Source organism: Pseudomonas bubulae (genome assembly GCF_900618535.1).
Classification (GTDB): Bacteria; Pseudomonadota; Gammaproteobacteria; order Pseudomonadales; family Pseudomonadaceae; genus Aquipseudomonas; species Aquipseudomonas bubulae.
Genome location: NZ_UYJA01000001.1, coordinates 1,083,344 through 1,106,811, shown reverse-complemented (window position 1 = coordinate 1,106,811; position 23,468 = coordinate 1,083,344). Strand labels below are relative to the sequence as shown.

Sequence of the window (23,468 nt, the reverse complement as noted above, 5' to 3'; positions counted from 1 at the left end):
TGATCCTATTAAATCTGATATTCGCAATTACCGCGACTTGATAGTTTTGTCCGATTGACAAGGTAATTCGGGGATTAAGGTCGTGAATACATTAAAGGATAGCGGGCGAGAGCACGTGGGCAGATTGCCGCATAAGTTTGCCGATTTAACTGACCAAACCCTGTTTGGTGATATGTGGAAGCGAACGCAATTGACACCTCGCGAGCGCAGCCTGGTGACGGTGGCTGCCCTGGTGGCGCTGTACCGGCTGGAGCAACTGCCATTCCATTTGAGTCGAGCACTGGACAACGGTTTGAGTGATGATGAATTGGAGGAAGTCATGACCCATCTGGCGTTCTATTCAGGCTGGCCGACGGCTGCTTCTGGCCTGAAGCAGCTCCGCGATGTGCAAGCCAGTCGTGCTCCCAGCCAAGGGTAACTATTTATGCCATTTGCACGTATTTCACTGCATCGCGGAAAGTCCGCTGCGTATCTGCAGGCGTTATCCCAAGGGGTGCATGACGCTCTGGTCGAGAGTTTTGAGGTGCCTGGCGCAGATCGCTTCCAGGTCATCCATCAGCATGATGTCGGTGAGCTGATTTTCAATCCCGAGTACCTGGGCGGGCCGCGCAGTCATGATTTTGTGTTGATTGCTATCACCGCTGGCCGTTCACGAAGCGTCGAAACGAAACAGCATTTCTACCGCACTCTGGTCGAGAAACTTAACGAGGCTACTGGGCTCAGCGAGGAAGATGTCATGGTGGTAATTACCACCACAGACAGTGAGGATTGGTCGTTTGCTGGCGGTCGGGGTAACTAGCTCGTGGACCTTGCGGGAATTTGCACCACCATGCTGTGCATCGTTTAATTCTGAGATAATGGTGAAACGCCACGCAGCCCTTGATCACGCGGGGCATGGTTTATCATGACTTGACCCAAGCATTAGGTGGTAGAGTCTTGGTTCTCGTTAAGGATGAGACCATGCCCGGGGAAGAGCAGGCCGTTTCTGAGCGCGCCGTAGCGTTTGCAAAGCTAAATCGAACTAGCGTTGCCCGGGAATTGGCATCCTTGGATCGATATCCGTGCGATGAGTACCCCGTCTCGGTGTTTATGGCGGGGTCGCCAGGAGCAGGGAAAACTGAAGTGTCCAGGGCGTTTATTCAAATGATGCAGGCCGGAGGATCGTGTGCGTTACGAATCGATCCGGATGATTTTCGGTGCTACTTCCCTGAATACACGGGGCTTAACTCCAGTCTTTTCCAGCGAGGGGTGACCATTTTTGTTGAGCGCACCTTGGACTTGGTTTACCAGCAGCGTCAGTCGTTTTTGCTGGATGGGACACTTGCGAATCTCGATGTAGCAAGGCGGAATATCTCCCGCGCTCTTGATAAAGAAAACAGGTCGGCCCAAATTATCTACGTGTACCAGAGGCCAGAACTTGCATGGGAGTTTGTGCTTGCAAGGGAGAAAAAAGATGGAAGGAACATTCCCTGTTTAGAGTTTGTCAGGCAGTTCTATGCTGCAAAGGCATCTGTTTGCGCGCTTAAGCGTGAATTTGACGCTGCTTTGCAGGTAGATGTAATCATCAAGGATATCGATGGTGGAAATGAAGACATTGGGATCGACCTTTCAGCTGGTGAAATTGACGGGTTCGTCAACCAGCCCTATGATCACCTCGAGCTTGAAAGAATTTTGAACGGAGTACCCCAATGAAAGGCGAAAATGCAGCAGTCGCTTCGACGAAGGTGAATGCCTCTTCGAAGATGTCTGAGTTTTTCCGCCACGGCTCCGTGGAGGAAAGGCGAGCGGTCTATCTCATGGCAGCCAATGTCGCCATCAACGAGCAGAAGGATGTCATTCGCTCAGTTAAGTCTGGCGAATTTCTGATCACGAAACGCAAATAGCCTTCTCCGGACGTCCTAAACCCAGCCCTCGTGCTGGGTTTTTTCATTTGGCAGTCTGCCAGTTGCCTCCGAGAGAAACCATCGCACCCACAAAGCGCTCAGCTTTCTTCTGTGTGTCTACGAGTCAGCTATTTATGACGCTCCCACCAGTACTCCGGATCTGCACCACCCAGAGGTCACGCTTCGGGTAGAGGCAACGCTATCGATTGAGTGGTAGTAGATGCTGAAGTGGCCCGGTTTCTGCGTATAACGGGCAGTCACCAGACCCATTCAAGGACATAAAATGCTTATTGTCTTCAGCGGCCTTCCAGGCACCGGAAAAACGACTATCGCAAGCGAGCTTGCCGGCAGAGCGGGTGCCGTCTACCTAAGGGTCGATACCATCGAACAGGCGATTCGAAACGCCGGCGTTCTTGCAAAAGAGGTGGGCAAGAGCGGTTACATGGTCGCCAATGAGCTTGCTCTGAGCAATCTTCGTTTTGGCCACACGGTTATAGTCGACTGTGTAAACCCGGTCGTTGAAAGCCGACAGGCATGGAGTGATATTGCTCAGCGCGCTGATGTGCCCTTGGTCAACATTAAGGTGATCTGTTCTGACAGGCGCGAGCACCAGCGTCGGGTGGAAACCAGGGAGGTCGATATTCCCGGGCTGACGCCCCCAACCTGGCAGTCTGTTCTCGATCATGAATATGAGGCGTGGGGCACTGCTCCATTCAGCATCGACACGGCCTTGACTTCTAAGGCGCAGGCTGTGGCGCTGATCACTGAAACGCTTTTATCCAGGGCGCGTCTGCTCTGAAGGCGTTCAATGCGCCCCCGGTTCTCCTGGAGCCGGTTATCTGTCCGCATCGGAGTGCGATCTGCCTGATGCTTGTCAGCTGCGCTTGTGCGCTGGCCGGCAGCCCCGGATCACACTCCGATGCGACCTCCCGTGAGGGATCGGGCAGTTAGCGACAGGCTGTCGTTGGCGCTGGTTGTTCGGTGCGGTTCTATACCTGTAATTGAAGCTTGATCAGGTCAACTTGCACTGCTTTTTGCAGATTTATTCACCGTCGGTTGTCATTCTGCTCCCCAATTAACCAACACCAGGCAGGCGTAAGTGGGTGGGTCAGGTAGGGGCGTGTGCCCCAGTACGCAGTCTTTGCGAGGGCGGGAGCAGCCGCGGGTATCGAGGAATCATTGGTCGTTTTTATTGTCATATTTATGAACTTTTCTTTCAGGACGCTCAAATGAAGCGCACAACCCTATTGATCCTGGCCGTCTCAGGCGCTTTTCTGCTGGGCGGCTGCGCGCCTGTCTGGTACGACGGGGGGCGGCATGGTCACGATCGAGGTTACGACTCGGGCCGTGGATACGATCGCGGGCATGATGATCGGGGTTATGACCGCGGCTACGATCGTCGCGACAATGATCGCCGTTATGACCGCAATCGCGATCGTGATGACAGGGACGACTGATCCTCTGGTGCTTTAACTGCGCAGCGTGTCATCCACGCTGCGCTTCAGGTTATTAACTGCTGGCTCAATCAATTCCCGCCATTTGTTTCACCTCTGCAATATCCCTGCTTCGCGGAAACAAACCGGACATCTGCCAGCAATTGCGTTCAGGCAAGCTGTGCGCAATTAGTCCCGCCGCGCTCGTTCTGGCACCCGGGGCTGATGAGAACCCTCCTGTAAAACATCGTCCCGGGAATTCCTGCTCCATGCGAACCAGTCTTTCGCTGCCGCTGCTGGCTGCCTTGTCCATTTTGCTTGCGGCCTGTGCCAGCAAGACCATCCCGCCCGAAGAGTTTTCGGGCTATCTGTCCGATTACAGCCAGTTGGCGCAAAAGCAGTTGCCTTCCGGGCAGGCCGTACTGTCCTGGGTAAGCCCTGATCTGGATATCAGCCATTACACCGGCGTCTATATCGAGCCAAGCCAGTTTTACCCGTGGGTGCTACCGACCGGGCGGGGGCCACAGTCCACGCTGTCGGCCGTAACCGGTTATTACGATGCTGCGCTCAAGCGCGAACTGGGCAAGGTCATGACGGTTGTCGCGGCCCCGGGGCCTGGCACGCTGATTGTCAGGCCGGCCATAGTCTCGCTCTCGGCTAGTACCCAGGGCCTGCGGTTTTATGAGTATTTGCCCGTGACCCTGCTCGCCGCTGGGGTCAGCACGGCGGTCGGGATGCGTGATCAGGACAGTGAAATCAGCACCGAAATCGCCGTGATCGATGCTGCTGACCAGCAGGTGGTCGCGCAAGTGGTGCGCAAGGGGACAGGGCTGGCGCTGGAAAATGATTCTCAGGTCATGACGCTGGATGATTTCAAGCTGGTGCTCGATGGCTGGGCGCTTGATATGCGCCGCGAATACTTGTCCAGCCGCCATTGAGAGCCGGTCAAGGGTTGGTCCGGGGCTCGCCGAAAGGCGGGCTTTTTTTTGTCTGCGATTTGTCTGGCTCCTTCACACGACTTCAAGTGCCGCCTGAATCTGATCGGCGTACTTGCTCAGGTTATTCATTTCTGTCTGTAACTGACCGGAGCTGGCTGAATTCAGCACCTTGGACTGGATCAAGGTCAAAGCAGCCGCGACGGCCAGTTCACGTTTGCCTTCCGGACTGGCAGCACCAAAGGGGGTATCGCCCCGGAGGTTTTTGAAGTGCTCAGACATGATGCTCTCCTTATCGTTGCGGGTTTGAAACCTGTTACTACCGGTAACCGGTAATAACTAAAGTTTAGGGTAGGATTGATGGCGCGCATCGAAAAGGGCCTGAAAACAGCCTGGTAGACATGGTTGTGCCCGAAAGTACCGGCATGAATCTGAGGAACCGATCAGGGTGACCAGCGGTGCACCGTTAGTCGCTGCGTAACGTTCAACTTTGTTCATAATGGCGCGCTAATTGCTGTCTGTCGGTCCGCCAATGGATCACTCGTCTAATTGATGTGCATTTCCTGCGCATTTTCCGGTCTTTCCGGCCTTCGCGTATAAGCCTCGTCATTACAAAGGATTGGGTTGATTGGTTGAGAGCGACGCGAGCAGCGCCAAATAAAAATAGCCGTATTCGTCAATAAAATGGCGAATAGCCTGATTATTTGTGCTTGCAATTACGATATTAATCCAAATTTGTTCAATTTATTGACGATATCATTGTGATGGCTTATTTTGACGCCCTGTTGCTGGCCATGCGTCGTGAATACTCAGTCCGGAAGGAACCTACTTATGAGTCGTACAGACGACATATCGAACTTGTTCAGCAGGTTCGGCGCCACTTCGGACAGTTATCACGAGTTCGACAGTCAGTTCGAATACCCCAATACGCCGCCAGCTCAAGTTAAAGCCTCTGAGCCTGAAGAAGTCACGGCCCCGGTACTTGCTGCTCTGCCACCGGTTGCGCCAGTCTGCGTGGCATTGGCGAAAGCCGAAGATCCGGCACCGCTGATGAGCACTGCCGACGTTGCCATCCCGCTGCGTAATTTGCTCGCTGAAGTAGCGCTTGCTCGTCAGGCCGAAACCGAGGCCCTGCAGGCACAATTGCGCACGCCGCAGTGCAAGGCTCGTGTCGTGGTGCTGGTCTCGGCCAAGGGCGGCGTTGGCAAGACCACGCTGGCCGCCAGCCTGGCAAGCAGCCTGCGTCTGGAGGGTGGCAAGACCCTGGCCATCGACCTTGATCCGCAAAATGCCCTGCACCATCACCTCGGCGTTGAATCCGGCGTGACCGGCATCGGCAGCGCCTGCTGGAGCAGCAATCTGCAGCAGGGATTCAACGATGTACAAGTGCTGCCCTACGGCGTGTTGAGCGATGACCAGCGCTGTGCCCTGGAGCGCGAAATAAGCCAGGACCGCCACTGGCTGGCACGGCAACTGGAACGCATGGACCTTGGCACACATGACCTGGTGATTGTCGATACGCCCAGCGGCCGCTCGGCGTACCTGCAGCAGGCGCTGGATGTGGCCGATCAGGTGCTGGTGGTCACTGCTGCCGACGCGGCCAGCTTTATTGCCCTGGAGCATATGGACCGTCTGCTGGGAGCCAACGTTGCGCGCAGCTATGTGGTCAATCAATTTGAGCCCGGGCGCGAGTTTTCCCGCGACATGCTCGAAGTGCTCAAGCGCCGTCTGGGTGCGCAGTTGACGGGGGTAGTAGAGCAGGATCACGGTTTTGGCGAGGCCTTGGCTTACGGCCGCAACCCGTTGACGGTGCCCGTCCGGTCTGTAGGTGGTGAAGGGGTTTTACTGCTTGGCGAACACCTTAAGGCTGCTTTGCAGAACGCCCGTGTAACCGAGAGCTCAGCTTCATGAGTCAGTCAAACAGCCCCCCCCAGGTTGCGCAAAGCCGGTTTCAGCGTTGGGCCCAGTCGCTGTCAGATCATCTTGATCAGTGGCCGGCTGCGGCACGCCGTGCGCTGCTTGCCGGTACCGCAGTGTTTTGCGGGCTTTTGGGCCTGCTGATCATTACCGTACCGTTCGAATTCTATGCGCAGTGCATCTTTGCCATCGGCTGCTTTGTTGCAGCATTGGTGCTGCGCAGGATACCCGGGCGCCTGACCATCCTGATCATGATCGGCCTGTCACTCACGGCCTCGTTGCGCTATATATACTGGCGCTTGACCGAAACCCTGGGGTTCGACGACTGGGTCGACATGGCGTTCGGTTATGGCCTGGTGCTGGCCGAAATCTATGCCCTGGTGGTGCTGGTGTTCGGCTACCTGCAAACGGCCTGGCCGCTGCGGCGCCAGCCGGTATTGCTCAAGGGCCCGCCAAGCGAATGGCCAGTGGTTGACGTGTTTATCCCGTCATACAACGAGACGCTCGATATCGTGAAGCTGACCATCTTTGCCGCTCAGGCAATTGACTGGCCACAGGACAAGCTGCGCGTGCATGTGCTCGATGACGGTCGCCGCGAAGACTTTCGCGAGTTCTGCGAGCAGATCAACGTCAACTACATCACCCGTGACAACAACCGTCATGCCAAGGCCGGTAACCTCAACGAAGCATTGCAGGTCACCAGTGGCGAGTTCGTAGCATTTTTCGATGCCGACCACGTGCCGACCCGCTCTTTCTTGCAAGTGAGCATTGGCTGGTTCCTCAAAGACCCCAAGCTGGCGATGTTGCAAACGCCGCACTTTTTCTTTTCGCCCGACCCATTCGAAAAAAATCTCGACACCTTCCGTTCGGTGCCCAACGAAGGCGAGTTGTTTTATGGTCTGGTGCAAGACGGCAACGACCTGTGGAACGCCACGTTTTTCTGTGGCTCTTGCGCAGTGATCCGTCGCAAGCCGCTGATGGAAGTCGGCGGGGTGGCGGTCGAAACTGTGACCGAAGATGCCCATACCGCGCTCAAGCTCAACCGCGCCGGCTACAACACTGCTTATCTGGCGATACCGCAGGCAGCGGGTCTGGCCACGGAAAGCCTTTCACGCCACATTAGCCAGCGTATTCGCTGGGCGCGGGGTATGGCGCAGATTTTTCGCACCGACAATCCGCTGTTCGGCAAGGGCCTGAACCTGGGCCAGCGCCTGTGCTACCTCAACGCAATGCTGCATTTCTTCTATGGTTTGCCGCGCTTGGTGTTTTTGACGGCGCCGCTGGCTTTTCTGTTTTTTGATGCGCAAATCTTTCATGCCTCGGGCTTGATGATTGCCGCCTATGCATTGCCGCATATTTTTCATGCCAGCCTCACCAACTCCAGCATTCAGGGGCAATACCGGCATTCGTTCTGGAACGAGGTCTACGAGACAGTACTGGCCTGGTACATCATGGCCCCGGTGCTGGTGGCGCTGGTCAACCCCAAGTTCGGTGGTTTCAACGTGACCGACAAGGGCGGGATCATTGACGAGAAGTACTTCGACTGGAAGCTCGCCCGTCCATATATCGTGCTGCTGACCCTTAACATGGCAGGGATGGCGTACGGGATCGCGCGGCTGGCAATGGGTGAGGAGGGCGCCACGACCACGCTGTTGATCAACCTGTTGTGGACGCTCTACAACGTGATCATCACCAGTGCCGCCGTGGCAGTGGCCAGTGAAACCCGGCAGGTTCGTGCCGAGCCGCGGGTTGCTGCCACATTACCGGTGCGCCTGGTCCGTGCCGATGGCAGTGTGATAGACGGCGTTACCCAGGACTTTTCGCAAAAAGGCATGGGCTTGCGTTTGCCACAGGGCGTCAGCGTACCTCAAGGCGAGCAGGTGCAGATTTCGCTATTGCGCAGCCAGCACTTGAGCCTGTTCCCGGCTGTGATTGTATTCAGTCGCGGTGAATTGCTCGGCGTTCAATTTGAAGCTCTGACTCTGCGCCAGCAAAGTGATCTGGTACGTCTCACCTTTTCCCGTGCCGACACTTGGGCATCGACCTGGGGTAGCGGGCAGGTTGATACCCCGCTGGTGGCCCTGCGCGGAGTCAGCCGAATTGGTTTTCGCGGTATCCAAGAACTCTTCAAAGCCTCGCTCATGGAAGTGCGCAGCTTGCTGCGCCGTCGCCGCGTCGCCCCATCAAAGCTAGAAAACATCCAGGATAAGTGATGAATTCAACGTCTTCAGTCTTCGCCAATTTGCGCGATCCGCGTCGTGCCCTGGCACGCATTGCGTGTGCCTTGCTGGCTTTGAACAGCGGCGCTGCCTGCGCCGAGAGCGCTCCAGCCGTTGCTGCAACCGGTAGCAATAATTACACCGTGACCCTCAAACAGTTGGGCCGCAATTATCCGATGAACCTGCGTGGTGTGGAATCGAGCGACAGTGTCAGTTTCGATGTGCGGGCCGACTCGATTGTGACGGGTGCCAAGTTGAACTTGCAGTACACCTACTCGCCGGCATTGCTGGAAGAGCTGTCGCAAATCAACGTCATCATCAACGATGAAGTGGCGGCAAGCCTGCCGTTGCCCAAGGACAAAGCCGGGCAACTGCAACAGCATGTCGTCGACATACCGGCGCACCTGATTACCGAGTTCAACCGTCTGAGTTTGCAGTTTATCGGGCACTACACCATGAGTTGCGAAGATCCGCAGCACACCAGCCTGTGGGCCAAGATCAGCAACGCCACCAGCTTGAGCATTGATGTATCGCCCTTGGGTTTACCCAATGATCTGTCCATCTTGCCGTTGCCATTTTTCGATCGTCGCGATACCCGGGCCCTGGATTTGCCGTTTGTGTTCGTCTCTGCGCCTGACAACGCCACGCTCGAAGCAGCCGGTGCACTGTCGTCGTGGTTTGGCGCCCAAGCCAGTTTTCGGGGTGCACGGTTTTCCTCGAGTTACAACCAAATTCCCGCCAGCGGCAGTGCGGTGGTTTTGATCAGCGGTCCGGATGCGCTGCAGATTGGCAGTATTAGTCTACCGCCAGCGAAGGGCCCGACCCTGACCTTGATGACCAATCCGAATGACGTCAATGCCAAGCTGCTGGTGGTCAGCGGTCGCGACGGTGCCGAACTCAAGAGTGCCGCAACTGCTTTGGTACTGGGCAGCCAGGCCTTGTCGGGCAGCAGCGTGGTGATCGATCGATTGCAGGTGGTGCAGCCCCGCAAGCCCTATGACGCGCCGAACTGGTTGCCCAGTGATCGCCCGGTAAAGATTGGTGAGTTGATGCAGGCCAAGCAACTGGCGGTGTCCGGCTACAACCCGGGTGACATCACCGTGCCGTTGAATTTTCCGCCGGATTTGTTTACCTGGCGTAACGAAGGCGCGCCGCTGAATCTTAAATACCGCTATACGCCGCAAGAGAAGTCCTACAATTCGTCGTTCATTATCAGTTTTAATGACGCGCTGATTCAGTCGCAGAACCTGCTGTCCCGGGACAGGCTCGACAGCAGTGTGCTCAGAACACTGAAGTCAGACGACAGCCTTGACCGCGAAACCAATGTGTTGCTGCCCCTGAACTCGGTGGCCCTGCAGTCCCGCCTGCAGTTGCGCTATATGTTCGATTACATCAAGCAGGGCCAATGTAACGACATCATCATTGACAATATGCGCGGTGCGATTGATCCCGAGTCGACCCTTGATTTGAGCGGCTACGACCACTTTATCGCCATGCCCAACCTGGGCGTGTTCAAGGATTCCGGCTTTCCGTTTACCCGTATGGCTGACCTGTCGCAAACCGCCGTGGTGTTGCCGGATGATGCCGGGGTTGCTGATTTGAATGCCTACCTCACACTGCTCGGCCGATTTGGCCAGTCCACCGGCTACCCGGCTACTGGCGTACAGGTGATTCAGGCGGATCAGGTGGCGGGCGCTGCGGACAAGGACTTGCTGGTGCTGGCGTCCGGTGCCAATCAGCCTTTGCTGACACATTGGGCCGATCGCCTGCCCGCTAACGATGGCGAAGGCCAGCAGAGCTTTCATTTATCTGACTTGCCGATGCGGCTACGTGACTGGTTTAGCCCCGATCCTGAAGCCAATATTCGCAAGACGCGGTTGGCGATGGCGTTTTCCGGTGGCGCGCGTAGCACTTACCTGACCGGTTTCGAATCGCCGCTTAAAAAAGGGCGCAGTGTTGTGGTTATCGCCAGTGGTCAACCGCAAGGTCTGGCCGATGCCACAAATGCACTGATCGGAGGTGAGGATTACACCCATTCGATCCAGGGCAGTCTGGTGGTGGTACGCGGTAAAAACATCGAGCCTCTGGTGGCGGACGAGCAGTACTACGTTGGCAGCCTGGGGCCTATCAAGTACCTGCAATGGTTGATGTCGCGCCATGTGGTCCTGTCCCTGCTGCTGACCGGTCTGGGGGTGATTTTGCTGAGTGGTCTGGCTTATCTGGCACTGCGCGCACGCGCCAACAAACGACTAGGTAACTGACGGCTCATGGGGTTCTTCGCGATCAAACGTTTTAATTCCTCACCGCGGCGCCTGCATCGTGCGCTGCTGTGGTTGGCAGGCGCTCTGGCAGGTATCGCCCTGACCCCCGCGATGGCCAAGGACACCAGGTGCCAAAAAGCCGACTGGCCGCTGTGGCAAGCCTACGCTTCGCGCTTTGTACAGGCTGACGGCCGTATGCTGGAGTCCAGCCCACAGCTCAACCAAAGCTCTTCCGAAGGTCAGTCCTACGGGATGTTATTTGCGTTGATCGGCAATGATCAGGCGCGCTTTGACAGGTTATGGCAATGGACCCTGGCCAATATGGCTGGCGCCGACGTGAGCACGCGTTTGCCAGGCTGGTTGTGGGGGCAGGGCAAGGACGGGACGTGGCAATTGCAGGACGCCAATTCAGCGTCCGATTCGGACTTGTGGATTGCCTATTCGTTGCTCGAAGCGGCACGTCTGTGGCAGCGCCCGGACTACCGCGAGGCAGCCTTGCATCTGCTTGAAAACATCCAGAGCCAACTGGTCGTGAGCTTGCCCGGTCTGGGCAAAATGGTGTTGCCCGGGCCTCAAGGCTTTGTGCAGCCAGATCATCTGTGGCGCTTGAATCCCAGCTATCTGCCGCTGCCGTTGCTGCGGCGGCTGGCCATGCAGGCACCGGCCGGGCCGTGGAAAGAAATTGCCGAAAACACCGTGAAAATGGTCAAGGCTTCCAGCCCCAAGGGCTATGTTGCCGACTGGATCGGCTATCGTGCCACCGGGCCGAACAGCGGTCTGTTCGTGGTCGATCCGGTTAATGGCGAACTGGGCAGTTACGACGCGATTCGCGTTTACCTGTGGGCAGGCATGACGCCCAAATCCGATGTGCTGGCAGCACCGTTGCTGGCGCGACTGGAGGGCATGGCGAACAGCACGGCTTCCACTGGCATTCCACCGGAAAAGGTCCAGGTCAGGAGCGGTACGCTAGAGGGGCAGGGGCCGTTCGGCTTCTCCGCCGCGCTGATTCCTTACTTCCAGGCCAAAGGCCAGCCCTGGCTTGCCCAAGCCCAGCAGCGTCGAACCGAGCTAGCCCTCACGAAGGCGCTGGGGCAGGCCGATGGCGAACGTACCGAGCCTTTGTATTACAACGTCATGCTTAGCCTGTTCGCACTCGGCTGGGCAGAAAACCGCTTTCAGTTTCGTGATGACGGAACACTCAAACTGTCTTGGGAGACGTCATGCGTCCGCACCGCCACGCACTAGCCATCGGGATTCTAACCGCAGTCATCGGCACAGCCGTCCACGCCGATACCAGCGACGTGCAAGCGCGGCTGGTCGAACAGGGTCAGTACTGGCAAGGCCGCGCCAATGCACAACGGGCGGCCGAGGCCTGGGAAAAAGTCTTGCGTCTGGACCCCAATCAAGTGGATGCCCTTTATGGTATGGGCTTTGCCAGCCTCAAACAGAACAAGCCCGAGCAAGCCAGGCAATACCTGGCGCGTTTGCAGGCCCTGTCGCCCCGACCGTGGCTGGCGGCGCAGCTGGAACAGGATATTGCCCTGACTGAGACGCAGAACAAAGCACTGCTGGATGAGGCCCGACGTCTGGTCGATAGCGATCAGCGAGATGAGGCGACTCAGGTGTTTGCCAAACTGTTTGCCGGTCGCACACCGTCAGGCACGGTGGGACGTGAGTATTACAACAACCTGGCGTTCAATCCTGCAGGTTGGCCAGAAGCGCGAAAAGGCATGGAGCGCTTGCTGCGCGAGACGCCCAACGACTCGACTCTGGCGCTGTTTCTGGCCAAGCAACTGATTCGTTACGAAGACAGTCGCCCTGAAGGTATCCGTAATCTGGCCAAGCTATCGACCCGGCCCGACATCGGCGGTGACGCTGATGAAAGCTGGCGTCTGGCGCTGGTCTGGTCCGGTCCGCCGAGTGCTGCCCAGGTGCCGTTGTTCGAAGCCTTTTTAAAGGCTCATCCAGATGATCAGGAAATTCGTGACCTGCTGAACAAAGGTAAATTGAAAGCCAGCACTGCAGACCGTGTACCGGCCTGGCAACCTGATCCGCTGGTCGAGCGTGGGCTCAAGGCGTTGGATAAAGGTGATCAGGCGGGTGCCGAGCAAGCCTTTGCCGCACGCTTGAAAAACAAGGCGAATGATCCTGATGCTTTGGGTGGGCTCGGTGTGGTGCGTCAGCAACAGGACCGTCTGAGCGAAGCTGAGCAACTTTTGAACCGCGCTATCGGCAACGGCGGCTCGCGCTGGAAGCCGGCGCTGGATAACGTGCGCTACTGGGCTTTGCTGCAACAGGCGCGCAACCAGGCCAAGAGCCAGCCCGCCAAGGCCCGGGAAAGCATTGCCCAGGCAATGCGAGTGAACCCCAGGGGCATCGAGGCACGTTTGGCCCTCGCGGATATTCAGGCTCAGAACGGTCAGCTCGATGAGGCTCAAGCCAGTTACCGTCAGGTGCTGAGTGTGCAGAAGGACAATGCTCAGGCCGTACAAGGGCTGGTCAATGTTCTGTCGCAAGCGGGGCAGGCCGATGAGGCCTTGCGCCTGCTAGATACCCTGACCCCGGCCCAGCAGGCCGAAATGGGCGGTGGCGGTCGACTGCGTGCGCTGCGCTACACGCAGGCTGCGGCATTGGCCGAGCAGCGTGGCGATACCCGGGGCGCACAACAAGCTTTGGTGCAAGCGGTCAAAGATGACCCGGACAACGTCTGGACCCGTTTTGATCTCGCCCGCCTTTACCTGAAAACCGGTGAGCCGCAAAAAGCCCGCGTTCTGATCGACAGCTACCTCAAAGCCCATCCGACAGATGTTGACGCCCTCTATACCAGTGCTCTGCTCTCAGTGGAAATGGAGCAGTGGGACGCTGCCCAGGCTGCCATAAGCCGGATTCCAGTGGGTCGTCGCACCGCAGATATGAACGATTTGGCGGATCAGATCACGCTGACGGTGCAGGTCAAGCTCGCTGCCACCATGGCCAAGCGTGGCCAGCGTCAGGAAGCCCTGGCACTGCTCGACCGGTTGCAACCGATGGCGAGCCGCAGTCCGGATCGTATGGCAACGCTGGCCTCGGCTTATGTGGACACAGGAGATTCCACGCGAGCGTTGACCATGATGCGCGATGTGATCAACCAGACACCGACACCTTCCGCCGACTTGATGTTGCAGTACGCCAATCTGCTGCTCAAGACGGGTAATGATGCCCAGGTCAACTCGATCCTGCGCGGCCTGCAAAACCAGCGAATGAGCGTTGCCACACGCAAACGTTTCGACGACCTGCTGTATCAGTACCGCATTCGTCAGGCCGATCTGCTGCGTGAAGGCGGTGACCTGGCGGGCGCTTATGACACTCTGGCACCGGCGCTGGCATCGCGGCCTGGGGACGCCGGTGCGACTTCGGCGCTGGCGCGGATGTACGTCAGCAGCGGCAATAACGCCAAGGCGTTTGAGCTGTACAAGCCTTTGCTGCAACGTCAGCCCAACGATCCGCAAATCCTCCTCAATGCCGCGGACGCTGCGGTTCTGGCCCGAGATAACGGCTACGCCGAGCGTGCGCTGGAGCAGTTTGTGAAACTGCAAAACTACGACCCGCAGTCTTTGACCGAAGCGGCACGAATCTACCGCAGCATGGGCAAGAGCGCTCAGGCTGCGCACCTGTTGCGCAAGGCCGTGGACATCGAGCAAACCGAGAAAAAACGCAACCTTACGGCTCAGGCCGGCGTATCTGGCGTTGCGCCGAACCCGTTCGCCGGCTTGTCGGGCCCAGCCAATCAGATGGGGCGTGGGGCCATCGATGCGATTCCCGCGCCCGCCCAAACCACGCTCGATTCGAGCGCTTATATGGCAGACGACAATGCGCTGTTGGCCAGCGATGTCTATCCGGGGCAACCCCTGCCTTCCAGGACAGGCAATGGCACCTTGCCGGTGGGACGTAATGCTGGTGCCGGGGCTAATCCATTTTTACCCCAAGGCACGGTCAATGTGGCGGTGGACCAAGCCAGTTCGGCCCAGCGTGCGCTGGACAGTATCCTCCAGGAGCGCAGTGCCTACGTGACCCAGGGCGTCACTATTCGCAACAACGACAGTGAGCCTGGCCTTGGCAAAATGACCGATATCGAAACACCGCTGGAAATTAACTTTCCGGCGGGTGACAACCGTATCGCCGTACGTGTGACACCGGTGTCCCTGAATGCGGGTAGGGTGGGTGTTTATGCCGCCGAACGCTTTGGTAGTGGCAAAGAGTCAACCGAGGGGATTGGCGCCCAGCGTGAGAGTGGTGTGGGTGTGAGCGTTGGCTACGCTCGCCCGGATGAAGGGATCAAGGCCGACCTCGGTACCACGCCGATCGGCTTTCAATACAGCACCGTGGCCGGTGGCGTGAGTGTCGATCGCCCGCTCGCCAGCAATTCCAATGTGCGTTATGGCGTCAATGTTTCACGCCGCCCGGTGATCGACAGCGTAACGTCATTCGCCGGTACCACCGATGAGCGCACCGGGCAGACGTGGGGTGGCGTAACGGCTAACGGCGGCCGTGGTCAGCTGAGCTATGACAACCAGGCTGTCGGCGCCTATGGCTACGGCGCCTGGCACAAGCTGCTGGGTCATAACGTCGAATCCAACAGCCGTGCCGAACTGGGCGGTGGAGTGTATTGGTATTTGCAAAACACCGAGGACAGCAAGCTGACACTGGGTCTGAGCGCTACCGGCATGAGTTTTGAGAACAACCAGAACTTCTTTACCTATGGCCACGGCGGCTACTTCAGCCCGCAAAGCTACTTTGCCCTGGGCGTGCCGGTGGCCTGGTCGCAGCGCACCGATCGCTTCAGCTACCAGGTCAAGGGCTCGGTGGGCGTTCAGTACACCCATCAGGCCGGTGCCGACTACTTCCCCGGTGACAAGGACATGCAGGCCACCAACGACCAGCGCTACTCCGGCGAGAGCAAGACTGGCGTCGGTTACAGCCTGGCCGCTGCCGGTGAGTACAAGTTCGGGTCGAGCGTTTTCCTGGGGGCCAATTTGGGTCTGGATAATGCTCAGGACTACCAGCAAATCACCGGGGCGATGTACCTGCGCTATATGTTTGAAAATATGAATGGCCCTATGGAGCTGCCGGTCAGCCCATACAGTTCGCCTTATTCCAATTGATGTCCTGGAGACTTTAAATGCCTTCTTCCGTTCTTGCCGGTATGACCCTTCTTGTTCTAGGGGAAAGCCACATGAGCCTGCCTAACTGTTTGATGGAGCCGCTGCACGCCAACCTGACCCAGCAGGGCGCAAATGTGCACTCGATTGGCGCGTGCGGTGCCAGTGCCGGCGATTGGTTGATTACCAAAAAAGTCGATTGTGGAGCCGAAGAAAAGGGTAACGGTAAAATTGTGATCAGGGGGCGTGACGCGACCACTACGCCGATCAAGGAGTTGCTTGCAGCGGATAAACCGGATCTGGTGGTGCTGGTGATTGCAGACACTATGGCCTCTTACGACAAGCCGGTGTTTCCCAAGGCGTGGGCGTGGCAAAACGTGTCTGCCCTGGCCAAGGAAATTACCGCCAATGGCGCCAAGTGCGCCTGGGTAGGCCCGGCGTGGGGCAAGGAAGGTGGCATGTACAAGAAGAACGATGCCCGCACCAAGCTGATATCTGCGTTCCTGGCGACCAATGTTGCACCTTGTACTTACATCGATTCGCTGGAGTTTTCCAAGCCGGGGCAGTGGGTGACCACTGACGGCCAGCATTTTACTGTAGCGGGTTACAAATCCTGGGCCAACGCCATCGGTGATGCATTGGGCAAGCTGCCCCCTGAAGCGGTCAGTGCCAAGGGTGCAAACAAGTGATCCGAGCTGTATTGAGCACGGCAGTGTTGTTTTGCAGCGCGCATGCGCTGGCTGCCGACGTTGCGCTGTACCCCACTGGCCCCGATCAGGACGCCGCCTTTATCCGCTTCGTCAACGCCACCGCTGCCCCTCTGGACGTAATGGGCCAGCCCGGGCAACCACCGTTGCGCCTTGAAACGGCAGCGCCTGCTTCATTGTTGTTCCCGGTGGATTCGGGCAAGGCCGTCAAGGGCTCGCTGGCCAGTGGTGCGCACCGGTTGGCCCTGGACCTCAAGGTCGAGCCCGGTGAGTTCGCGACCATTGTGGTGGTGCCGCAAGGCGACGGGATCGAACAAGTCGCGGTGCGCGAAACACCGGATGACTTCAACGGCCTCAAGGCTTCACTGGCGTTCGTCAATGTCGACGAGTCCTGCAGCGATGCCAGCCTGCGTCCCGCGGGGCGCACGGGCGATCTGTTCAAGGCAGTACCGGTGGCCAGCCTGCAGCGACGTTCGATCAACCCGGTGAACCTGTCGGTACAACTGGTGTGCGCCAATACCAACGTGGGGGCGCCGCTGGATCTGGGCATGCTCAAGGCGGGCGAGCGCTACAGCGTATTGCTGGTGCCTTCTGTCAGCGGGCCGCGCCTGTTGAGCACCACGGATACTCTGTCCCACTGATCGGATTGCACCGCCACCATGGTCTTCGCCTCACTCGAGTTCCTGACGCTGTTTTTACCGGCCTTTATGCTGGTCTACGCCCTGGGCAAGCCGCAGTGGCGCAACGTGATTCTGTTGATCGGCAGCTGGCTGTTCTATGGCTGGTTGAACCCGATGTTCCTCGCGTTGCATGTGGCATTGACGGTCGTGGCATGGCTTGGCGGGTTGCTCATCGATCGCAGTCGTGAGGACTCCCGGGGCAGGGTGCGGCTGTTGATCGCGCTGATCGTGTTCAACACGGCGGTGCTGTGCTGGTACAAGTACGCCAATATCCTGGCCGCAACCTGGATCGACTGGATCACGTATCCGGGGGCGATGCCGCTGGAATGGCAGCGGGTGGCGCTGCCCGCCGGGCTTTCGTTTATCGTGCTGCAGGCGATTTCCTATCTGGTGGATGTACATCGCCACACCGTGCCGGTGGAGCGCAGCTTTATCAATTACGCCACCTATATCTCGATGTTCGGCCACTCGATTGCGGGGCCGATCATTCGTTATGACTGGGTGCGTCGCGAACTCACCCAACGTTATTTCGACTGGCAGAATTTCTCCCTGGGTGCGCGCCGTTTCATGATCGGCATGTGCATGAAAGTGCTGGTTGCCGACACCCTGTCGCCGCTGGTGGATGTTGCGTTTCACCTCGACAACCCCTCTTTTGTCGACGCCTGGATCGGCTGCCTGGCCTACTCGCTGCAACTGTTTTTCGACTTTGCAGGCTATAGCGCCATGGCCATTGGCCTGGGCCTGATGCTGGGTTTTCATTTCCCGGAAAACTTCAACCAGCCGTATCTGGCCTGCAGCATTCAGGACTTCTGGCGGCGCTGGCACATGTCGTTGTCCAGCTGGCTGCGGGACTATCTTTATATCGCCCTGGGCGGCAACCGCAACGGTGCCTGGAAAACCTATCGCAACCTGTTCCTGACCATGGCCATTGCGGGGCTGTGGCATGGCGGTGACAGCTGGAACTACCTGCTATGGGGCGCGGCCCACGGTATTGCGCTGTGTGTGGACCGGTTGTGGTCGCGTTCCAGCCTGCCGAGCATTCCGTCATGGTTGTCACATACATTGACGCTGCTGTTTGTGTTTATGGCCTGGACCTTGTTCCGCGCTCAGGATTTTGCTTCGGCCCTGAATATGTACGCCGCTCAGTTGGGTTTGCACGAGTTTGCCCTGGGCGACGCGCTGGCCGTGACCCTGCGCTCGGCTCACGGCCTGGCGGCATTGCTGGGGGTGGCGTGCATCATCGCGCCGCTGTTCAAGCGCCGGTATGAAGAGCGTTTTGGTGCGCAATTCTGGTTTGCGCCGATGGCGGCGCTGTGGCCAGTCGCGGGTTTTCTGCTGTCGTTCGCCTTGATAGCGAGCCGTGAAGCGGTGCCCTTTCTGTACTTCCAGTTCTAATGGTCGCGCCCATGTCCTCGTCATCGCCCAAACCGGCTGTAGCCACTGAATTCACTGCCAGTGTGAGCAGATTTGGCGGCGCAGTGTTTGTGCTGTTTCTGGCGGCGAGCTTTGCCTCGTCCCTGTGGTTGTTTGCCAGCGGCAAAATACAGATGCTTGCCCCTGACCTGAGCCGTGATGCGGTGCTGCATGGCGAGGTGACCCACAGAATTGCCAAGCAGTTGTCCGAGTCCGGCGTTGCACAAAAGGCGGCCGATCTGGAGCGTGGCGCCAGCTGGTTGCTGTTCCACGACACCGGCGCGCGGGTGCGTCCGGGCTGTACGGGCTGGCTGTTCTTGACCGATGAAATGCGCATCAATCGTCATGCTCAGGTTAATGCTCAAACCAAGGCAGCAGCGGTGCGTCAAATCCAGCAGCAGTTAGCCGGGCGTGGTATCCGCTTGCTGGTGGCCGTGGTGCCGGACAAGAGCCGGATTGCCAGTGCGCAACTCTGTGATTTACGCCGCCCGGTACAGTTGCAACATCGCGCCGAAGCCTGGGTTGAGGGATTGAACAAGGCAGGGGTGAGCGCTGTGGATCTCGCGCCAGTTCTTCAGTCTGTGGGCAGCGATGCCTATCTGCGCACTGATACCCACTGGAGTGAAGCCGGGGCCTCGGCGGCAGCCAGGGCCATTGCCGTGCAGGTACAGGCAATGGGGATCAGCGCCACGCCGCACAAGCTTTATGAAATTGCCCGGCAAGACCCGGCGCGTCGCCCGGGAGATCTGGTGCGGCTGGCCGGTCTTGAATGGTTGCCAGTGGGGTTGCAACCCGCAGTAGAATCGGTGGCGGCCAGCCGGTTCAGTGAGAAAGTCGATTTATCCCAAAGCGATGCAGATAACCTGGATGATCTGTTTGGCGATGACAACCTGCCCAACGTTGCCTTGATCGGCACATCGTTCTCGCGCAACTCCAACTTTGCCGAGTTTCTGCAACAGGCCCTTGGCGCACCGATAGGTGACTTTTCCAAGGACGGTGGCGAGTTCTCCGGTGGTGCCAATGGCTACTTCAGCAATCCTGCCTTCAAACAGACACCGCCAAAACTGGTGATCTGGGAAATCCCCGAGCGTGATTTGCAGACGCCTTACAGCGAGCCAATAAAACTGTAACCCGTAGCAGCTGCCGCAGGAACGAGGCTGCGTCCGGCGACGCAGTCGCCGCAAAATCAGGCACTGCGGTGTGCCAGGTAAACCCGACTCGCAGGATTAACGGTCGCTTCGCAACCGAACGCAGCCTCGTTCCTGCGGCAGTTGCTACGGACGGTCAGCCAAGGTGCTAGTCTGGTGATCAGACACCTGCCCATCACGGTCACGCTACCATGCCCGCAAGCCCGTCAACACACTGCGCTACACCCCGGTTCTGGCGGGACGCGCAGTTGCCCTTTATCGAAGCGCGCTCCATCGCCGATGGCCGTAAGGTCTGCTATGCCCGACACTCCCACGAGATTTTCTCCATCGGCGCCATCACCTCCGGCTGCTGCACTTACCTGCATGAGAAAACCAGTCACGGTATCAGCGCCGGCACGGTGGTGTTGATGAACCCGGGAGATGTCCACGCCTGTAATCCGCTGGACGACCAGCCATGGTCCTATGTGATGCTGTATGTCGATGCGCAGTGGCTGGCAGGCATTCAACAGGCGTTTGACGATCAGGCCAGCGGGGTGTTCCAGCCCCTGGCGGCCACCCACACCCGCTCGCCGGGGTTGTTCAATGGCCTGACCGCCCTGTATGCGCAGCTGGTCGACCCGCACCTCGAGGGGCTGGCCAAGCACGAGTCGGCGGTCAAGTTCTTTTCAGCGATGCAGCAGGAACTGGGCGGCCCGCTGGTGCTTCGCAAGAGCGCCAATGCACGGGTGGAGCGCGCCGCCAAATTTATCGACGAGCGTTTCCTGCACACCATTCGCCTGCAGGATATCTGTGCCGCCGCCAGCCTGTCGGAGGCTTACCTGATCCGTGCCTTCGAGCAGCGTTACCATATGACGCCCCACGCCTATCTGATCAATCGGCGCATTCAACATGCCCAGGCGCAACTGCGCGAAGGGGCGTTGATCGCCGATATCGCCCAGCAAACCGGTTTTGCCGATCAGGCGCATTTCCAGCGGGTGTTCAAAAAACACCTCGCGGCCACGCCCGGGCAGTACAAGGGCTAAAACCACAGCAAGGACACCGCGCAGCCCGCCAGCATGGCCGCCATGCCGCGATTGAACAGGCGGATGCGCCGGGTGCTGTGCAGGTAACGGCTCAGAAAGGCGCCGGTGTAGGCCCAGCAGGCCACTGACAGGTAGCAGACTACAAAGTAGATCAGTGCAAATGCCCAGATCAGCGTGGCTTCGCCCCCCGAAACAAACGCGCCCATACCTGCAACCGCCGCCAGCCAGGCTTTGGGGTTGAGCCATTGCATGGCGGCGCCGGTAAAAAACGATGGCTGCCGGGCGTCCCTGCCAAACTCGATGCGGCCGTTATCCATCGCCAGTTTCCAGGCCAGGTACAACAAAAATGCCATGCCGGCCCAGCGGATCAGGTCGGTGAGGATCGGCCACTGCTTGAGCACTTCATGCAGGCCAAAACCGGTAAACAGCAGCAACACCACAAAACCGACGGTGGCCCCCAGCACATGGCGCAGACTGGGCCCCAGGCCGAACTGCATACCCGAACTCAGGGCCACCACATTCACCGGCCCCGGTGAGATGGAGGCTGCCAGGGCGAACGCCGCCATTGAAATCAGCACGCTCATCGTTATTGTTCTCCGCTCCAAGGTTGAGCCCTGAGGTTATGGGGCGCGGACCCAAGCGTATTGAACAAAACTCCCCTGTACGGAGGCACCTTGCGTTTATGAAATTTAATCTGTATTTTTTCATGAAAATAAATGATTTAAATTTCATGGCGGCCCGGGATGAACAAGCAAGAAGAGATGGCCGCCCTGGCCATCCTTATCCACGACCTGCGCAAGCACAAGAAGTACACGCTCAAGGAACTGGCCGATAAAATTGGCCGCTCCGTGGGTTTTTTGTCCCAGGTCGAGCGCGGCCTGTCCCAGCCCACGGTGGCCGACCTGACGGCCATCAGTGAAACCCTGGGTGTGCCCACCACCTATTTCTACAGTTTGCCCAAGCCCAAGCAGTTGCCCTGGGTGACCCGCCCGGACGAGCGACGCACGCTGTACCTGGGCAACGGCATCACCGATATCCTGGTCTCGCCACAAATCCGTGCGTCGTTCTCCATGCTCGAAAGCCTGCTGGAAGCCGGCGCCAGCAGCGGCGAACGGCTTATGACCGACAGCTCGGAGCAGGGCGGCTATGTCATTGAAGGGCAATTGACCCTGTGGCTGGGCGACGACGCTGAACCTGCCACCCTCAATGCCGGTGACAGTTTCCAGTTCGACAGCCATACGCGCTGTCGCTACGCCAACCTGACACAGCAGCTTGCCCGCGTGCTGTGGGTTTACACCTGATAACAACAAAGGAACCTTGAAGATGGATGCTGCCTGCTCTGATCTGCTGGCCGAAGTGCGTGCGTTTCGTCAGCGCAACCCCGAGGTGCGTTATGTCGACCTGATCTCCCTGGATATCCCCGGGCATTTCTACGGCAAGCGTTACCCCATCGACATGCTGGAAAAAGTCGCGGCCGGCAGCGTCCTGAAACTGCCGCAGAACTGTGTGTTGCTAGGGGTGCAGGGCGGATTGTTCAAGATAGGCGACTATTGTTTCAACGATGGCGACCCGGATGCCGTGCGGCGTCTGGTACCGGGCACGCTCAAGCCGGTGACCTGGGAAGACAAGCCCCTGGGCCAGATGCTGATCACTTCTGACGGCACTGAACAGCCGATCGTCTTTGAGCCCCGCGAAGTCCTGGCCCGGGTGCTGGCCCGGCTGGCGCGCAAAGGCATTCGCCCGGTGGTGGCGTTCGAGCTGGAGTTCTACCTGTTCGACAAGAAGCTGCGCGATGGCTTGCCGCAGTTCCCCCGTGATCACTTGAGCGATGATGCCGACGATCAGCCCACTATGCATATCGAGCGGTTGTCGCGCTTTGCCCCGGTGCTGGATGACATGGTCGATGCGGCCCAGGCCCAAGGGATTGATGCCACCGTGATTACGGCCGAGCTGGGCCCGGGGCAGTTCGAAATCAATTTCGCTCACCTCGATGACGGTTTGCGTGCCGCGGACTGGGCGGCGCTGTTCTGTCGCAGCACCCGCGGGGTGGCGCTCAAGCATGGCTATCGCGCCAGCTTTATGGCCAAACCCTACCTGGAGCACCCGGGCAGCGGCATGCATGTGCATGTCAGTCTGTACGACGCGGGCGGCAACAACTTGCTGGCGGCCAACCAGCAGCAGCCCTTGCGCCACGCTATCGGCGGTTGCCTGGAATTACTGCCGGCGTGCATGCCGATATTTGCACCTAACCACAATGCTTTTCGCCGCCTGGGCGGTACGACCAATATCGCCACCCAGGCCAGTTGGGGGTATGAGGACCGCGATGCGTGCTTGCGTATCCCGGAATCGGACAGTAAAAACCTGCGGGTCGAGTATCGCCTTGCGGGCGCTGATGCCAATCCGTATCTGGTATTGGCGGCGATTCTGGTGGGGCTCGAACACGGGCTGGAAGCGGGCAAGGAGCCGATCCTGCCCCTGAACGAAGACCGCAGCAGCGGCATCGCCTTCCCGCTGGACATGCTTGAGGCCGTGCGCGCCATGCAGCACCAGCCGCAGCTGCGTGAAGGGCTGGGCGGCGAATTTGTCGATGTGTACTGCGAGAACAAGCGCCAGGATCATCTGGCCTTTATGCAGGAAATCAGTGCCCGGGAATATCGCTGGTTTATGTAAAAACCCATACAAGAGTTTTTGATCGCAACAATGCCTACTCCT

Annotated in this window: 21 protein-coding genes; 19 read left to right on the top strand and 2 right to left on the bottom strand. The window is 58.4% G+C overall.

What is annotated here, in order from left to right; all coding sequences use genetic code 11:
• Positions 1–82: 82 nt before the first annotated feature.
• The 7 genes from PPTH39_RS04785 (at position 83) to PPTH39_RS04755 (ending at position 4,254) form a co-directional block, all read left to right on the top strand.
• Positions 83–418 carry a carboxymuconolactone decarboxylase family protein gene (locus PPTH39_RS04785; protein WP_095024249.1) on the top strand — a complete coding sequence of 112 codons (336 nt, stop codon included), beginning with the start codon at positions 83–85 and terminating at the stop codon, positions 416–418.
• A gap of 6 nt (positions 419–424) precedes the next feature.
• The gene (locus tag PPTH39_RS04780; RefSeq protein WP_095018803.1) at positions 425–799 is read left to right on the top strand and encodes a tautomerase family protein; all 375 of its coding nucleotides are present in this window, start codon (positions 425–427) and stop codon (positions 797–799) included.
• A gap of 161 nt (positions 800–960) precedes the next feature.
• On the top strand, positions 961–1,692 hold the full coding sequence (locus tag PPTH39_RS04775; RefSeq protein WP_095031896.1) for a zeta toxin family protein: 732 nt from the start codon (positions 961–963) through the stop codon (positions 1,690–1,692).
• Positions 1,689–1,883, top strand: coding sequence for a hypothetical protein (locus tag PPTH39_RS04770; protein WP_095018804.1), 195 nt, complete (start codon positions 1,689–1,691; stop codon positions 1,881–1,883). Before PPTH39_RS04775 ends, PPTH39_RS04770 begins: the two co-directional genes overlap by 4 nt.
• Positions 1,884–2,166: 283 nt before the next feature.
• Complete coding sequence (locus tag PPTH39_RS04765; protein ID WP_130871699.1) at positions 2,167–2,682, top strand: P-loop nucleotide/nucleoside kinase family protein; 516 nt, start codon at positions 2,167–2,169, stop codon at positions 2,680–2,682.
• A 430-nt stretch (positions 2,683–3,112) separates the two neighbouring features.
• Positions 3,113–3,340, top strand: coding sequence for a hypothetical protein (locus PPTH39_RS04760; RefSeq protein ID WP_095002317.1), 228 nt, complete (start codon positions 3,113–3,115; stop codon positions 3,338–3,340).
• A 245-nt stretch (positions 3,341–3,585) separates the two neighbouring features.
• Positions 3,586–4,254: a DUF3313 domain-containing protein gene (locus PPTH39_RS04755; protein WP_095002318.1), complete on the top strand. Its 669-nt coding sequence runs from the start codon at positions 3,586–3,588 to the stop codon at positions 4,252–4,254.
• 72 nt (positions 4,255–4,326) lie between these two features.
• On the opposite strand, the gene PPTH39_RS04750 is transcribed toward PPTH39_RS04755, so the two are convergent.
• Positions 4,327–4,533 carry a hypothetical protein gene (locus tag PPTH39_RS04750; protein WP_095002319.1) on the bottom strand — a complete coding sequence of 69 codons (207 nt, stop codon included), beginning with the start codon at positions 4,531–4,533 and terminating at the stop codon, positions 4,327–4,329.
• Between the two features lie 549 nt (positions 4,534–5,082).
• On the opposite strand from PPTH39_RS04750, the gene bcsQ reads away from it, so the two are divergent.
• The 10 genes from bcsQ (at position 5,083) to PPTH39_RS04700 (ending at position 20,756) form a co-directional block, all read left to right on the top strand.
• Positions 5,083–6,162, top strand: coding sequence for a cellulose biosynthesis protein BcsQ (gene bcsQ, locus PPTH39_RS04745; protein WP_130871698.1), 1,080 nt, complete (start codon positions 5,083–5,085; stop codon positions 6,160–6,162).
• A complete protein-coding gene (bcsA, locus tag PPTH39_RS04740) occupies positions 6,159–8,381 on the top strand; it encodes a UDP-forming cellulose synthase catalytic subunit (protein ID WP_095026985.1) in 2,223 nt (740 codons plus the stop codon). The genes bcsQ and bcsA overlap by 4 nt, the downstream gene beginning before the upstream one ends.
• Positions 8,381–10,648, top strand: coding sequence for a cellulose biosynthesis cyclic di-GMP-binding regulatory protein BcsB (gene bcsB / locus PPTH39_RS04735; RefSeq protein WP_095018809.1), 2,268 nt, complete (start codon positions 8,381–8,383; stop codon positions 10,646–10,648). Before bcsA ends, bcsB begins: the two co-directional genes overlap by 1 nt.
• Positions 10,649–10,654: 6 nt before the next feature.
• Positions 10,655–11,893 (top strand): cellulose synthase complex periplasmic endoglucanase BcsZ, encoded by a 1,239-nt coding sequence (gene bcsZ / locus PPTH39_RS04730; RefSeq protein ID WP_095018810.1) that lies wholly within the window; start codon positions 10,655–10,657, stop codon positions 11,891–11,893.
• The gene (locus PPTH39_RS04725) at positions 11,869–15,789 is read left to right on the top strand and encodes a cellulose biosynthesis protein BcsC (RefSeq protein WP_095024256.1); all 3,921 of its coding nucleotides are present in this window, start codon (positions 11,869–11,871) and stop codon (positions 15,787–15,789) included. Before bcsZ ends, PPTH39_RS04725 begins: the two co-directional genes overlap by 25 nt.
• A 17-nt stretch (positions 15,790–15,806) precedes the next feature.
• The gene (locus PPTH39_RS04720; RefSeq protein ID WP_095018812.1) at positions 15,807–16,475 is read left to right on the top strand and encodes an SGNH/GDSL hydrolase family protein; all 669 of its coding nucleotides are present in this window, start codon (positions 15,807–15,809) and stop codon (positions 16,473–16,475) included.
• Positions 16,472–17,134, top strand: coding sequence for an alginate O-acetyltransferase AlgF (locus PPTH39_RS04715; RefSeq protein ID WP_130871697.1), 663 nt, complete (start codon positions 16,472–16,474; stop codon positions 17,132–17,134). Before PPTH39_RS04720 ends, PPTH39_RS04715 begins: the two co-directional genes overlap by 4 nt.
• Positions 17,135–17,152: 18 nt before the next feature.
• Complete coding sequence (locus PPTH39_RS04710; protein WP_130871696.1) at positions 17,153–18,568, top strand: MBOAT family O-acyltransferase; 1,416 nt, start codon at positions 17,153–17,155, stop codon at positions 18,566–18,568.
• Between the two features lie 11 nt (positions 18,569–18,579).
• Positions 18,580–19,716: an alginate O-acetyltransferase AlgX-related protein gene (locus tag PPTH39_RS04705; RefSeq protein WP_130871695.1), complete on the top strand. Its 1,137-nt coding sequence runs from the start codon at positions 18,580–18,582 to the stop codon at positions 19,714–19,716.
• Between the two features lie 209 nt (positions 19,717–19,925).
• Positions 19,926–20,756 (top strand): AraC family transcriptional regulator, encoded by an 831-nt coding sequence (locus PPTH39_RS04700; RefSeq protein WP_095002327.1) that lies wholly within the window; start codon positions 19,926–19,928, stop codon positions 20,754–20,756.
• Here PPTH39_RS04700 and PPTH39_RS04695 read toward each other — a convergent pair.
• Positions 20,753–21,340, bottom strand: coding sequence for a LysE family translocator (locus PPTH39_RS04695; RefSeq protein WP_130871694.1), 588 nt, complete (start codon positions 21,338–21,340; stop codon positions 20,753–20,755). The genes PPTH39_RS04700 and PPTH39_RS04695 overlap by 4 nt on opposite strands.
• 159 nt (positions 21,341–21,499) lie before the next feature.
• Here PPTH39_RS04695 and PPTH39_RS04690 point away from each other — a divergent pair, with 159 nt between their 5' ends.
• Positions 21,500–22,057, top strand: a complete 558-nt coding sequence (locus tag PPTH39_RS04690) for a helix-turn-helix domain-containing protein (RefSeq protein WP_095002329.1) — start codon at positions 21,500–21,502, stop codon at positions 22,055–22,057.
• 22 nt (positions 22,058–22,079) lie between these two features.
• Positions 22,080–23,426: a glutamine synthetase family protein gene (locus PPTH39_RS04685; protein WP_095002330.1), complete on the top strand. Its 1,347-nt coding sequence runs from the start codon at positions 22,080–22,082 to the stop codon at positions 23,424–23,426.
• Positions 23,427–23,468: the final 42 nt, after the last annotated feature.

Excerpts from the sequence above, each read along its gene's own strand:
- bcsZ (WP_095018810.1), top strand. The coding sequence starts at position 10,655 with ATGGGGTTCTTCGCGATCAAACGTTTTAATTCCTCACCGCGGCGCCTG.
- bcsB (WP_095018809.1), top strand. The coding sequence starts at position 8,381 with ATGAATTCAACGTCTTCAGTCTTCGCCAATTTGCGCGATCCGCGTCGT.
- bcsQ (WP_130871698.1), top strand. The coding sequence starts at position 5,083 with ATGAGTCGTACAGACGACATATCGAACTTGTTCAGCAGGTTCGGCGCC.
- PPTH39_RS04695 (WP_130871694.1), bottom strand. The coding sequence starts at position 21,340 with ATGAGCGTGCTGATTTCAATGGCGGCGTTCGCCCTGGCAGCCTCCATC.
- PPTH39_RS04750 (WP_095002319.1), bottom strand. The coding sequence starts at position 4,533 with ATGTCTGAGCACTTCAAAAACCTCCGGGGCGATACCCCCTTTGGTGCT.
- PPTH39_RS04760 (WP_095002317.1), top strand. The coding sequence starts at position 3,113 with ATGAAGCGCACAACCCTATTGATCCTGGCCGTCTCAGGCGCTTTTCTG.
- PPTH39_RS04710 (WP_130871696.1), top strand. The coding sequence starts at position 17,153 with ATGGTCTTCGCCTCACTCGAGTTCCTGACGCTGTTTTTACCGGCCTTT.
- PPTH39_RS04780 (WP_095018803.1), top strand. The coding sequence starts at position 425 with ATGCCATTTGCACGTATTTCACTGCATCGCGGAAAGTCCGCTGCGTAT.
- PPTH39_RS04775 (WP_095031896.1), top strand. The coding sequence starts at position 961 with ATGCCCGGGGAAGAGCAGGCCGTTTCTGAGCGCGCCGTAGCGTTTGCA.
- PPTH39_RS04770 (WP_095018804.1), top strand. The coding sequence starts at position 1,689 with ATGAAAGGCGAAAATGCAGCAGTCGCTTCGACGAAGGTGAATGCCTCT.
- bcsA (WP_095026985.1), top strand. The coding sequence starts at position 6,159 with ATGAGTCAGTCAAACAGCCCCCCCCAGGTTGCGCAAAGCCGGTTTCAG.
- PPTH39_RS04725 (WP_095024256.1), top strand. The coding sequence starts at position 11,869 with ATGCGTCCGCACCGCCACGCACTAGCCATCGGGATTCTAACCGCAGTC.
- PPTH39_RS04685 (WP_095002330.1), top strand. The coding sequence starts at position 22,080 with ATGGATGCTGCCTGCTCTGATCTGCTGGCCGAAGTGCGTGCGTTTCGT.
- PPTH39_RS04755 (WP_095002318.1), top strand. The coding sequence starts at position 3,586 with ATGCGAACCAGTCTTTCGCTGCCGCTGCTGGCTGCCTTGTCCATTTTG.
- PPTH39_RS04700 (WP_095002327.1), top strand. The coding sequence starts at position 19,926 with ATGCCCGCAAGCCCGTCAACACACTGCGCTACACCCCGGTTCTGGCGG.
- PPTH39_RS04720 (WP_095018812.1), top strand. The coding sequence starts at position 15,807 with ATGCCTTCTTCCGTTCTTGCCGGTATGACCCTTCTTGTTCTAGGGGAA.
- PPTH39_RS04705 (WP_130871695.1), top strand. The coding sequence starts at position 18,580 with ATGTCCTCGTCATCGCCCAAACCGGCTGTAGCCACTGAATTCACTGCC.
- PPTH39_RS04765 (WP_130871699.1), top strand. The coding sequence starts at position 2,167 with ATGCTTATTGTCTTCAGCGGCCTTCCAGGCACCGGAAAAACGACTATC.
- PPTH39_RS04690 (WP_095002329.1), top strand. The coding sequence starts at position 21,500 with ATGAACAAGCAAGAAGAGATGGCCGCCCTGGCCATCCTTATCCACGAC.